Origin of the sequence: Acidithiobacillus sp. HP-2, from assembly GCF_015100155.1 — a bacterium.
Taxonomy (GTDB): Bacteria; Pseudomonadota; Gammaproteobacteria; order Acidithiobacillales; family Acidithiobacillaceae; genus Acidithiobacillus.
Window position 1 is genome coordinate 66,342 of record NZ_JACKZA010000007.1, and the last position, 12,167, is coordinate 78,508.

Genomic DNA, 12,167 nt, shown 5'->3' on the forward strand with positions numbered 1-12,167 from the left:
TCAGATCCAGTCTTTTTTGCGGAAAAATACAAAGAGCAGCCCGGAAATGAGAAAACCCCCGCCCATCAGTACCGGCCAGGCATAAGTCCAGTCCTGCAGGGGTAAAGGAACGTTCATCCCGTAAATACTGGCCACCGTAGCGGGCGATGCCACCACCACGGTCCAGGCGGTAATGATTTTCAGGGTGTTGCTGATGTTGTTCTGGAGTACGCCCACATAAGCATCCATCATGTTGGTAATGGTGGATGCATAAATTTCCGTCATATCCCGGGCCTGCTGCAAGTCAATCAGGGCATCGGCAATGTCTTCCAGATCGCCTTCATCCTGAAGGAGCATGGGCAGGCGCAGGGTTTGCTGGGCCACGGAAATGTTGCCCTTGAGCGCGGCAGAAAACAGAATCAGACTTTTGTTCAGCGCCAGCAGCCGGAAAAATTCATTATTGTTCTGCGAGTCGCGGAGGATTTTTTCGGTGGCGGCAATTTCGGCGTTGATGAGGCGCAATGCCCGCAGAAAATCCCGGGCAATAGCCTGGAAAATTTCGGCGAGCAGTCCCCGGACATGGAGGATTTTGCCGCGCTGACGCTGGCTGCGGAGTTCGTCCCATAATGCCAGGGGATGCGCGCTGGCGGTGACCATCTGCTGGGGCAGCAGCCAGAGTCCTACCGGCAGGGTCCGGAAGCGGAGTTCCGCATCGTCCTGCATGGGGGCCGGTACTTTCAAAATGATCAGGGCCACATCCCCGTCGCGCTCCAGACGCGGACGTTCGTCTTCATCGGAAACGTCCTGAAACAGATAGTCGGGTACCTGCAGATGTTTGGCGACAAATTCCAGTTCGGCCTGGCTGGGTGCCACCACCTGAATCCAGGTGGCACGGGGGGGCCACTGAAAATCACTGGTGATTTCCAGCTGGGCATCCGTTTTATCGTCAAACCAGTGCAGCATCCTGCCTCTCCTTTATAGACTCCTGCCCGATCATATCCAGCCCTTGCGCTTGAAAAATGCGGCCAATCCCCCGGAAATACCCAGCCCCGAACACACTATCACCCAGAAAATCCAGTGGGTTTTCTGAAAGGGCAGGGTCGTGTTTACCCCATACAGGGTGGCCAGCATACTCGGTACATAAAATATCATGGCCAGAACGGTCACAACCTTAAGCCCGTGGTTGATATTGTTTTGGACCATACCGGCATAGGCATCCATCATCGACGTGCTGGTTCCGGCATACACCCGGGCGCGTTCATGGGCCACCTGCAACTCCAGTAAGGCCGTATCGACCTGTCGGGTTGCTGGCAGATCATCGCGAATTTCTGCCAGACGCGAAATCTTGAAGGCCGTGGCAATGTTGCCGACCAGAGCCACTTCAAAACGGGTCAGACTTTTACTGATTTCCAGCAAGGTGAAAAAGTCACCATTACTTTGCGTCCAATCCAGTTGCCGTTCATTTTCATGGATGGCCATGTTCAGTTGATGCAGGGCATCTTCATAACTCTGGGCCAGTATTTTAAGAATCGCCGCAAGTATCTCGATGCTTTCCGGAGGGCTGGAAAGATGCTCCAACTGCTCAAAAAAAGGCGAGAGCGAGGGCAGGTCTTCGGCCAGCAGCGTGGTCAGACTTTGCTGGTGCAGAACCATTCCCAATGGCCGCAAAGTCCAGGCATCGTCGACGCTGCCCCGCACCGGAAACTGCAAAGTGAGAAACACCCGATTTTCTTCTCGCCGCAACCAGGAGCGTTCATCGGGGTCGAGAATGTCCTGGGCAAAATCCCAGTCATCAGCAAGCTGCCCGGCCTGTACCCAGTCGGCGGGTTTCGGCGCCGTCAGATGTTGCCAGCCCTTCACCTGATCCGGAATAATTTGCTCTTCCGAATGGGCGGTTACGGGATGATCTGCTGGGGGAAATACATCCATGGATGTTCTCCAGATCAGAGGCGGGCGTTAGGGCACCAGTGTCTGGCCTGTTCCCGGTCAGGGGTACTCAGCCGGCACATTTGGAGCACGGGACGAGGCCTTTTATACTGGACTTCCGTGTCGCCTGTAAAGGAAATTCAGCTGTGAGTAATGTGCATTCTGCAACTGATAGTAAAGTCTTTAATCCTCTCGCCATTGCCATCCTCACTGTTTCCGATACCCGCACCCCGGAAACCGACAAATCCGGCGACAAAATTGCGGAGCTGGCCCTGGCCGCTGGGCACCAGATAGCGGCGCGCTGCATCCTGCCCGATACGGCGGAAACCCTTCGCCAGCAGATGCAAAGCTGGATAAGCGATCCGACCATTGACGTCATCATCGCCACCGGCGGCACCGGGGTCACCGGGCGGGACGTAACCCCGGAGGCCCTCGCACCCCTGATCAGCAAACCCATTCCGGGCTTTGGTGAATTATTCCGCATGTTGTCCTATGAAGAAATTGGCACCAGCACCATTCAGTCCCGGGCCGAAGCCGCCATTTGTACGGGCACCATCGTTTTTTTGCTGCCCGGTTCTACTGGAGGCGTCCGGTTGGGTATGGAAGCCATCATCATTCCGCAACTGGATAACCGGCATCGCCCCTGCAATCTCAGTGAGTTGTTACCGCGTATTCGTCATGAACACTGATCTTTTTCATGTCTGAAGACGCAGCAGATCGGCAGGCGCGCTGGAATAACTGCTACGCCGGGAGCGACGCCCAGGCGGCAACGCCTCTGCCCCTGCTCAAGGCGCAGGCAGCTTTGCTACCCGCACAGGGCAAGGCGCTGGATCTTGCCTGTGGTCGGGGGGCTAATGCCTTGTTCCTCGCCAGACGGGGTTTGGAAACCTGGGCCTGGGATTACGCCGACCCGGCCATTGCCGTCGTCCAGCAGGCAGCGGCGGGGCTGCCCCTCCATGCCCAATGCCGGGATGTGCTGGCGCAGCCACCGGAGCCGGACAGCTTCGACGTGATCGTGGTTGCCCATTTTTTACACCGCCCGCTTTTCCCGATATTGGCGCAGGCCTTAAAAGCCCACGGTTTGCTGTTCTACGAAACCTGGGCCGGGCTTTATGCCGGGCGCGGACCACGAAATCCGGATTTTCGTCTGCGTCCGGGTGAATTGAAGCATGCCTTCCCCGCGTTGCAGTTGCTGATGCTGGAGGAAGACGCCGACCGCAGCGCTGGCGTCTGGAGAGCGCCTGCCGGCCCTGTTACACTGACGTAATTTACTGATCTACAAAGAGGAAGACCAGCAATGACCCGGAATGGCCGTTTGAGCATTATTGTCTTCGCCATCATTTCCCTGAGTGCCTGCGCCAAGCTGCCCGTCAAGGTGGCTGAACCCGCTGCGCCAGCAGCCAAAACAGATACCAAGGCCGCCGCGCCGGACATGCACAGCAGCCAGACGGCCCTCGACTGGGCCGGGACCTACGTGGGTACCCTGCCCTGCGCCGATTGTCCCGGAGTGCGCGAAACCCTGGTGCTGCACAAAGACCAAACCTATGCCCTGAGCACCCACTATATGGACCGTCCGGGTTCGGCCTTTTCGCGCAGTAACAGCTTCACCTGGATCAATGGTCAAACTATCCGGCTGGAAGGCATGCAACAACCCATGTACTTTCGGGTAGGAGAAAACCAGCTTATTCAGTTGGGAATGGATGGCCAGCCCATTACCGGACCAATGGCGGCAAAAATGGTGTTGAAGAAAACGCAAACAGGAAAAACCCAATGACCAGCATCCAGCAACGCGCCGCCCTGCAACGGCAAATATGGGCGATTGCCAATGATGTACGCGGCGCAGTCGATGGCTGGGACTTCAAGCAATACGTGCTAGGCACCCTGTTTTACCGCTTCATCAGCGAAAACTTCGCTATTTATATCGAAGCCGATGACGACAGCATCCACTACGCCGAGTTGCCGGACAACATCATCACCCCGGACATCAAAGACGATGCCATTAAAACCAAGGGCTATTTTATTTACCCCAGCCAGTTGTTTGCCAATGTGGCCACCCGCGCCAACAGCAACGAAAGCCTGAATACGGATTTGGCCGATATTTTTGCCGCTATCGAAAATTCTGCCAGCGGTTATCCCTCCGAGCGCGACATCAAAGGTCTGTTTGCCGACTTCGACACCACCAGCAATCGTCTGGGCAACACCGTCAAAGATAAAAACACCCGCCTCGCTGCCGTGCTCAAAGGTGTTGCCGGTCTGGATTTTGGTGATGCGCATAGCGGTGACTTTGAAAGTAATCACATTGACTTGTTTGGCGATGCCTACGAATTTCTCATTTCCAACTACGCCGCCAATGCCGGTAAATCGGGCGGTGAGTTTTTTACACCACAACATGTTTCCAAACTCATCGCCCAACTGGCCATGCACAAGCAAACCCGCGTCAACAAGATTTACGACCCCGCCTGCGGCTCCGGCTCCCTACTACTGCAAGCCAAAAAGCATTTTGACGCGCACATTATTGAAGACGGGTTTTACGGGCAGGAACTCAACCACACCACCTACAACCTGGCGCGGATGAATATGTTCCTGCACAACATCAATTACGACAAATTCAACATCCAGTTGGGGGACACTCTCATAGCCCCCCATTTTGACGGCGACAAGCCTTTTGATGCCATCGTCTCCAATCCGCCCTATTCCGTAAAATGGATCGGCAGTGACGACCCCATCCTCATCAACGACGACCGCTTTGCCCCGGCGGGCGTACTGGCCCCCAAATCCAAAGCCGACTTTGCCTTTGTACTGCACGCCCTCAGTTACCTTTCAAGCCGTGGCCGCGCTGCCATCGTCTGTTTTCCTGGTATTTTTTACCGGGGCGGTGCCGAGCAGAAAATCCGTCAATATCTGGTGGATAACAATTTCGTCGAAACCGTCATCTCACTCGCGCCCAACCTGTTTTATGGCACCACCATCGCCGTGACCATTTTGGTGCTCTCCAAACACAAGACAGACACCACCACCCAGTTCATTGATGCCAGTGGCCTGTTCAAAAAAGAAACCAACAACAACCTGCTGCTGGATACCCACATCGACGAGATCATGGCCGTGTTCGACAGCAAGGCGAATGTCGAGCACTTTGCCCGTTCCGTACCGTTTGAGCAGGTTGCCGCCAATGATTACAACCTCTCGGTGAGCAGCTATGTCGAAGCCCGCGACACCCGCGAGGTGGTGGATATTGCAGAGCTCAATAGCGATTTGAAAACCACCGTGGCAAGAATCGACCAGCTACGCAAAGAGATAGATGCCATTGTGGCCGAGATTGAGGCATGAACGATCACCCCATCGCACTCACACAACCGCCCGCAGGCTATGCCGACTGGCTGGCCGAATTAAAAGCGCGCATTCACCGCGCCCAACAACGCGCCACGCTCGCCGTCAACCGCGAACTGGTTTTGCTGTACTGGCAAATTGGCCAAGACATCCTGACACGGCAGGCCGCACAAGGCTGGGGCGCGAAAGTGATCGAGCGGCTGGCGCATGATTTGCGCAACGCTTTTCCCGAGATGAAGGGCTTCTCCCGCGCCAACCTCATGTATATGCGTGCCTTTGCCGAGGCCTGGCCAGACGAGCAAATTGTCCAACAGGCTGTTGGACAATTGCCTTGGGGACACAATCTGGTCTTGCTGACCCGACTGAAGCAACCGGAACAGCGTCTGGCCTATGCCCAGGCCGCCATCGAACAGGGTTGGTCGCGCAATGTGCTGAATATCCACATTGAAACCCGACTTCTTGAACGTACCGGCAAAGCGGTTACCAACTTTGCCGAACGCCTGCCCCCGCCGGGTAGTGATTTAGCGCGGGAATCGCTCAAAGACCCCTATCTGTTCGATTTTCTCGATGTGGGCAAAGAAGCCGACGAACGCGAAATTGAATCGGCGCTAGTCGAGCACATTACCCACTTTTTGCTGGAATTAGGCGCAGGCTTTGCCTTTGTGGGGCGGCAGGTGTTGCTGGATGTAGGCGGTGACGAATTCTTTATTGACCTGCTGTTTTATCACCTCAAATTGCGCTGCTATGTCGTGATTGAACTCAAGACCGGTAAATTCAAGCCCGAGCATCTAGGGCAATTGGGTTTTTACATGACGGCGGTGGACAAGCAAATCAAGCATGAACTCGATAACGCCACCATCGGCCTGCTGCTGTGCAAAAGCAAAAACAAAGTGGTGGCTGAATATGCCTTGGGCGATAAAACCCAGCCCATGGGCATAGCTGAATATAAACTCGTGGAAGCCCTCCCCGAAAACCTTAAAACCAACCTGCCCAGCATTGAACAGATAGAGCGGGAATTGCAGGGAGATGAGGCATGAGCAGCGGGAATTTTTTGGACAAGCTGCTGGATGGCGAGGCGGTGGAGTGGAAGGCGCTTGGGGAAGTTACTTTGCCCACGACCAATATCAGATGGCGCGATGCGGACCGCGCCTATCGCTACATTGATCTCACATCTGTAAGCATTGAAACAAAAAAAATTGCCGATACCCCCGAGATCACTTTCAGCAATGCACCAAGCCGCGCGCAAAAGCTCGTTGAAAAGAATGATGTAATTTTCGCAACAACCCGTCCGACCCAACAGCGCTATTGCTTAATTGATGATGAATATGCAGGTGAAGTTGCAAGTACTGGTTATTGTGTTTTGCGCGCAAAAAGCGATGAGGTATTGCCAAAATGGATTCTGTACTGGATTGCTTCAACTGACTTCAAGACATATGTTGAGGAAAATCAAAGCGGTTCAGCATATCCCGCAATTTCAGACGCAAAGGTAAAAGAATTCAAAATCCCCATCCCCTGCCCAGAAAACCCCAAAAAATCGTTAGAAATCCAGGCCGAAATCGTGCGCATACTAGACACCTTCACCGAGCTGACCACCGAGCTGACCACCGAGCTTAATCTACGCAAAAAACAATACAACCACTACCGCGACCAATTGTTGAGTTTTGAAAACGGCGAAGTGGAGTGGAAGACGTTGGGAGAAGTGGCCTTAGATTTTGGTAGAGGCAAATCTAAACATCGTCCTAGAAATGATGAAAAATTGTATGGCGGTGATATACCTTTCATCCAGACCGGAGATATTAGAAATGCGGCGCATGTCATTACACAATATAGCCAGACCTATAGCGAGCTTGGGCTAATACAAAGCAAATTGTGGCCTAAAGGGACATTGTGCGTAACTATTGCTGCTAATATTGCTGAAACATCCATTTTAGGATTTGATGCATGTTTTCCTGATAGCGTCATCGGTTTTATAGCTAATCCTGAAAAGACCAGTTCAGGTTATGTTGAATACCTACTGTCTTCATTAAAAACAAAGCTAGAAGAAAAAGGCCAGGGCAGTGCCCAAAGCAATATAAATCTAGGCACATTTGAAAATCTAAAATTACCTTTCCCCTCATTGGCCGAACAAGCCCGCATCGTCGCCATCCTCGACAAGTTCGACGCACTGACCACCTCCCTCACCGAAGGCCTACCCTGCGAAATCGAACTGCGCCAAAAGCAATACGATTATTACCGCGATCTGCTGCTCCGCTTTCCCAAGCCAACTCAAGCAGGAGAATGCCCATGAATCATGAAAACACGCAGATTCAAATCTATCAGTCCGACGATGGTCAGCTTGAGCTGAAGGTGGCCTTTGACCAAGACACCGTTTGGTTGTCGCAATCACAAATGGCTGATTTGTTCGGCACCAAGCGACCAGCCATTACCAAACATTTGAGCAATATTTATAAATCGGGTGAGTTGTCCGAAGATAGCACCTGTTCCATTTTGGAACATATGGCTGACCATGGCCAAAGCTACAAAACCAAACAGTACAATCTTGATGCCATTATTTCGGTGGGATATCGCGTTAACTCCAGTCGCGCCACTCAATTTCGTATCTGGGCCACTCGCACCCTCAAACAACATTTGGTGCAGGGGTACACCCTTAATCAACGCCGCTTGCAAGAGCGCGGCATCGAATTTGAGCAAGCGATGGCGCTTTTATCCCAGACCCTCAGCAACCAGCAGTTGGTGAACGCTGAAGGCGCAGCGGTGCTTTCGGTGATCAGCGACTATGCCCGGAGCTGGAGTCTGTTGCAGGGCTATGATGAACAAAGTCTGGGGGAGCTGAACAGTAAACAGTCGGCCATGCTGGCGCTGAATCTGGACGAGGCGCTAAACGCCATCCATGAATTAAAACAAGCACTGATCACCAAGGGTGAAGCCACGGAATTATTTGGTCAGTTGCGCGGCAATGGCCTCGAATCGGCGATTGCCACCATCGAGCAGGGTTATGGTGACGAACTTTTTTATCCGAATGTCGCAAGTCGCGCCGCGCACCTGCTGTATTTTGTGATTAAAAATCACCCGTTGGCTGATGGTAATAAGCGCAGCGGTTCATTTTTGTTTTTATGGTACTTGCGCCGCAATCAGCATTTATTGGCCAGGCCCGTGGAGCGATTGATTAACGACAACACGCTGGTCGCCCTGGCCTTGCTGGTCGCGGAAAGCGAGCCAGCGCATAAATCGCTGATGATTCGCCTGATCGAGCATTTTATTTTGCTGAAAGAGGACGGCAATGCCTTATAAACCGCCCTTTACCATTACCAGCGAAATCCTGAATCTGGTAGCAGAGATCAGCCAGCAGGTAGGGCGGCTGGACGCCAGCGCGTTAAATGCCAATGGTCGTATGGGGCGCTTGTGGCAAACCTTAATTTTGTCTCGGTGGCACCCGCTGTTTTTGTTGTTACCCTTGGAAAGCGTGATTAAAGATCATCAACAGACGTATTACCAGGCACTTGAACAGGGTGACGAGCAAGCCGATAGTACGCCGTTTATTCGCTTCATGTTGTTGATAATTGCCCGGACGCTAACCCAAAACGCCTCTATAAGTGCCCCTGCAAACGCCCCTGTAAATCCGGAGCGTGATGTACGTGGACTCAAAACCCCCGAAGCGATTCTGGTGTTACTGGAGTATAACCTGCAGCGGACACGCCAGCAGCTCGCCGAACTGATGGGCAAAGACCTACGCACCATTGGCCGGGCTTTAGCCAAATTGCAGCAGGCGGGAAAAATTAAACGCGTCGGTTACGATAAAACCGGCCATTGGGAGGTACAGCCGTGACAGACTACAAAACTATTGCCGAATCCAACAACTTCATTGTTCTGGATCAATACAACCGGGACTGGAAGGTGGCCGATAGCTACCAGAGCGAAGGGGACCTGGAACGCGAACTGATTCAGGATTTGACGAATCAGGGCTATGAATACCTGCCCGGCCTGAATCATCCCGAGGCAATGCTCGCCAACCTGCGTGTGCAGTTGCAGGCACTGAATAACCTGGAGTTTCTGGAAGGTGAATGGTTGCGTTTTGTGGAAATCTGGCTGGATAAACCCAGCGACAGCATCGTGGACAAAACCCGCAAAATTCACGATGACTATATTCACGATTTTGTGTTTGATGATGGCCATATTCAGAATATTTACCTGTTGGATAAAAAGAATATCGCCCGCAACAAGGTGCAGGTCATCAATCAGTTTGAGCAATCCGGCAGCCACGCTAACCGCTACGATGTGACCATTCTGGTCAACGGCCTGCCGTTGGTACAGGTAGAGCTGAAAAAGCGCGGAGTGGCCATCCGCGAGGCCTTTAATCAGGTGCATCGCTACAGCAAGGAGAGTTTCAACAGTGAACATTCCCTGTTCAAGTATCTGCAACTCTTTGTGATTTCCAATGGTACGGACACCCGCTACTTTGCCAACACCACCCAGCGCAATAAAAACAGCTTCGATTTCACCATGAACTGGGCCAAGGCGGATAACAGTCTGATCAAAGATCTGAAGGACTTTACGGCTACCTTCTTTCAGAAAAACACCCTGCTGCATGTGCTCCTGTATTATTCGGTATTTGATGTAAACAATACCCTGCTGGTGATGCGCCCTTACCAGATTGCCGCCACCGAACGCATCATGTGGAAAATCAACAGCGCGTATCAGGCGAAAAACTGGCGCAGCACGGAAAGTGGCGGTTATGTCTGGCATACCACCGGTTCCGGCAAAACCCTGACCAGTTTCAAGGCGGCGCGTCTGGCCACCGGGCTGGATTTTATCGACAAGGTATTTTTTGTGGTGGACCGCAAGGATCTGGATTATCAGACCATGAAGGAATATCAGCGTTTTTCGCCCGATAGCGTCAATGGCTCGGATAGCACCGCCGGACTCAAACGCAATCTGGATAAAAATGATAACAAAATCATCGTCACCACCATCCAGAAGCTCAACCGGCTGATCAAAAGCGAAAATGACCTGCCGGTGTATAACCAGCAGGTGGTGTTTATTTTTGATGAATGCCATCGCAGCCAGTTTGGCGAAGCCCAGAAAAACCTGAAAAAACGCTTCAGAAAGTTCTATCAGTTCGGTTTTACCGGCACCCCCATTTTTCCGCAAAACGCCCTGGGAGCCGATACCACGGCCAGCGTATTTGGCCGCGAACTGCATGCCTATGTGATTACCGATGCTATCCGCGACGAAAAAGTGCTGAAGTTCAAGGTGGACTACAACGATGTCCGTCCTCAGTTCAAGGCGCTGGAAGCCGAGCAGGATGCGAAAAAACTCAGTGCCGCCGAAAATCGCCAGGCCTTGTTGCATCCCGACCGTATCCGCGAAATTACCCAGTACATTTTGAATAACTTCCGGCAAAAAACCCATCGTTTGCAGGCCGGTGGTAAAGGCTTTAATGCCATGCTGGCCGTCAGCAGCGTAGAAGCCGCCAAGTGGTATTATGAGTCCTTCAAAACCGTGCAAAAAGACCGCGAAAAGCCCTTGAAGGTCGCCACCATTTTCTCCTTTGCAGCCAACGAAGAACAAGATGCCGTGGGCGATATTATTGATGAAAGCTTTGATGTTTCGGCCATGAACAGCAGTGCCAAGGAGTTTTTGGCGGCAGCAATTGCCGACTATAACGCACTGTTCAAAACCAGCTTCAGATTGGATAGCGACGGTTTTCAGAACTACTACCGCGATTTGGCCAAGCAAATGAAGGCCGGGGAAGTTGATCTGCTGATTGTGGTGGGCATGTTTCTGACCGGTTTTGATGCGCCGACGCTCAACACCTTGTTTGTCGACAAAAACCTGCGTTATCACGGCTTGATTCAGGCTTACTCACGCACCAACCGCATTTATGATGCGACCAAAACCTTTGGCAATATCATCACGTTCCGCAATCTCGAACAGGCGACTATCGACGCCATCACCCTGTTTGGGGACAAAAACACCAAAAATGTCGTGCTCGAAAAAAGCTTCAGGGAGTACATGGAAGGCTTTACCGATGTGGTCACTGGCGAAGCGCGGCGCGGCTTTGTGGATGTGGTGAAAGAACTGGAGCAGCGTTTTCCTGATCCTGCTGCCATTGAAAAAGAATCGGATAAAAAAGCCTTTGTGAAGTTGTTTGGCGAATTTTTGCGCGTGGAAAATGTGCTGCAAAACTTTGATGAATTCGCCAGCCTGAAAGCTTTGCAAAATGTCGATATGGATGACCCCGCAGCCTTAGAAGCCTTCAAGGCCAAGTATTATGTGACGGATGAGGAGTTGCCTGCGTTGCAGGCTGTTCAAATCCCATCCGAACGCAAAACCCAGGACTACCGTTCTACCTACAATGATGTGCGCGATTGGTTGCGGCGGGAAAAATCCGCTTCGGAAAAAGCAGAGTCCAGCATCGATTGGGATGACGTGGTGTTTGAGGTAGATTTGCTCAAATCTCAGGAAATCAATCTGGATTACATTCTCGAGCTGATTTTTGAGAACAACAAAAAAATCAAAGACAAGGTGGCCCTGGTGGAAGATGTGCGCCGGGTGATCCGTGCCAGCCTCGGGAATCGTGCCAAAGAAACGCTCCTGGTGGATTTCATCAATCAAACCGATCTGGATCAGCTTGGTGACAAAACCAGCCTGATTGAGGCCTTTTTTACCTTTGCCCAGGGCGAACAGCGGCGCGAAGCCGATGCGCTTATCGCTGACGAAAACCTGAATGTCGAAGCCGCGCGCCGCTATATCAGCGTTTCCCTGAAACGGGAGTTTGCCAGCGATAATGGCACCGAGCTCAATGCCCTGCTCCCCAAAATGAGCCCACTGAATCCTCAGTACCTGAGTAAAAAGCAGAGTGTGTTCCAGAAAATCGCAGCCTTTGTCGAGAAGTTCAAAGGCGTGGGCGGACAGGTTTAACACTTTTTTGGATA

11 protein-coding genes are annotated in these 12,167 nt (G+C 52.3%); 9 read left to right on the forward strand and 2 right to left on the reverse strand.

What is annotated here, in order from left to right:
• Positions 1-942 carry a magnesium transporter CorA family protein gene (locus H7F11_RS06990; RefSeq protein ID WP_193650278.1) on the reverse strand — a complete coding sequence of 314 codons (942 nt, stop codon included), beginning with the start codon at positions 940-942 and terminating at the stop codon, positions 1-3.
• A gap of 30 nt (positions 943-972) precedes the next feature.
• Positions 973-1,908 (reverse strand): magnesium transporter CorA family protein, encoded by a 936-nt coding sequence (locus H7F11_RS06995; RefSeq protein WP_193650279.1) that lies wholly within the window; start codon positions 1,906-1,908, stop codon positions 973-975.
• A gap of 143 nt (positions 1,909-2,051) precedes the next feature.
• On the opposite strand from H7F11_RS06995, the gene moaB reads away from it, so the two are divergent.
• From moaB to H7F11_RS07040, 9 genes are read left to right on the forward strand one after another with little or no spacing between them, the layout of a single operon-like run.
• Positions 2,052-2,594, forward strand: a complete 543-nt coding sequence (moaB, locus tag H7F11_RS07000) for a molybdenum cofactor biosynthesis protein B (RefSeq protein ID WP_193650280.1) — start codon at positions 2,052-2,054, stop codon at positions 2,592-2,594.
• Positions 2,595-2,602: 8 nt separating this feature from the next.
• Positions 2,603-3,172: a class I SAM-dependent methyltransferase gene (locus tag H7F11_RS07005; RefSeq protein ID WP_193650281.1), complete on the forward strand. Its 570-nt coding sequence runs from the start codon at positions 2,603-2,605 to the stop codon at positions 3,170-3,172.
• A gap of 30 nt (positions 3,173-3,202) precedes the next feature.
• On the forward strand, positions 3,203-3,679 hold the full coding sequence (locus H7F11_RS07010) for a copper resistance protein NlpE (RefSeq protein ID WP_193650282.1): 477 nt from the start codon (positions 3,203-3,205) through the stop codon (positions 3,677-3,679).
• On the forward strand, positions 3,676-5,232 hold the full coding sequence (locus H7F11_RS07015) for a type I restriction-modification system subunit M (protein WP_193650283.1): 1,557 nt from the start codon (positions 3,676-3,678) through the stop codon (positions 5,230-5,232). Before H7F11_RS07010 ends, H7F11_RS07015 begins: the two co-directional genes overlap by 4 nt.
• Entirely contained in the window at positions 5,229-6,269 is a 1,041-nt protein-coding gene (locus H7F11_RS07020; protein ID WP_031572753.1) for a PDDEXK nuclease domain-containing protein, read from the forward strand. The genes H7F11_RS07015 and H7F11_RS07020 overlap by 4 nt, the downstream gene beginning before the upstream one ends.
• Positions 6,266-7,519: a restriction endonuclease subunit S gene (locus tag H7F11_RS07025; RefSeq protein WP_193650284.1), complete on the forward strand. Its 1,254-nt coding sequence runs from the start codon at positions 6,266-6,268 to the stop codon at positions 7,517-7,519. The genes H7F11_RS07020 and H7F11_RS07025 overlap by 4 nt, the downstream gene beginning before the upstream one ends.
• Entirely contained in the window at positions 7,516-8,523 is a 1,008-nt protein-coding gene (gene rhuM, locus H7F11_RS07030; protein WP_193650285.1) for a virulence protein RhuM/Fic/DOC family protein, read from the forward strand. Before H7F11_RS07025 ends, rhuM begins: the two co-directional genes overlap by 4 nt.
• The gene (locus H7F11_RS07035) at positions 8,513-9,058 is read left to right on the forward strand and encodes a Fic family protein (RefSeq protein ID WP_193650286.1); all 546 of its coding nucleotides are present in this window, start codon (positions 8,513-8,515) and stop codon (positions 9,056-9,058) included. The genes rhuM and H7F11_RS07035 overlap by 11 nt, the downstream gene beginning before the upstream one ends.
• Positions 9,055-12,153, forward strand: coding sequence for an HsdR family type I site-specific deoxyribonuclease (locus tag H7F11_RS07040; protein WP_193650287.1), 3,099 nt, complete (start codon positions 9,055-9,057; stop codon positions 12,151-12,153). Before H7F11_RS07035 ends, H7F11_RS07040 begins: the two co-directional genes overlap by 4 nt.
• The last annotated feature ends 14 nt before the right edge of the window (positions 12,154-12,167 follow it).

Bases quoted from the DNA above. Each gene is read 5' to 3' on its own strand.
- H7F11_RS06990 (WP_193650278.1), bottom strand. From the start codon at position 942: ATGCTGCACTGGTTTGACGATAAAACGGATGCCCAGCTGGAAATCACC.
- H7F11_RS06995 (WP_193650279.1), bottom strand. From the start codon at position 1,908: ATGGATGTATTTCCCCCAGCAGATCATCCCGTAACCGCCCATTCGGAA.
- H7F11_RS07005 (WP_193650281.1), top strand. From the start codon at position 2,603: ATGTCTGAAGACGCAGCAGATCGGCAGGCGCGCTGGAATAACTGCTAC.
- H7F11_RS07010 (WP_193650282.1), top strand. From the start codon at position 3,203: ATGACCCGGAATGGCCGTTTGAGCATTATTGTCTTCGCCATCATTTCC.
- H7F11_RS07015 (WP_193650283.1), top strand. From the start codon at position 3,676: ATGACCAGCATCCAGCAACGCGCCGCCCTGCAACGGCAAATATGGGCG.
- H7F11_RS07020 (WP_031572753.1), top strand. From the start codon at position 5,229: ATGAACGATCACCCCATCGCACTCACACAACCGCCCGCAGGCTATGCC.
- H7F11_RS07025 (WP_193650284.1), top strand. From the start codon at position 6,266: ATGAGCAGCGGGAATTTTTTGGACAAGCTGCTGGATGGCGAGGCGGTG.
- rhuM (WP_193650285.1), top strand. From the start codon at position 7,516: ATGAATCATGAAAACACGCAGATTCAAATCTATCAGTCCGACGATGGT.
- H7F11_RS07035 (WP_193650286.1), top strand. From the start codon at position 8,513: ATGCCTTATAAACCGCCCTTTACCATTACCAGCGAAATCCTGAATCTG.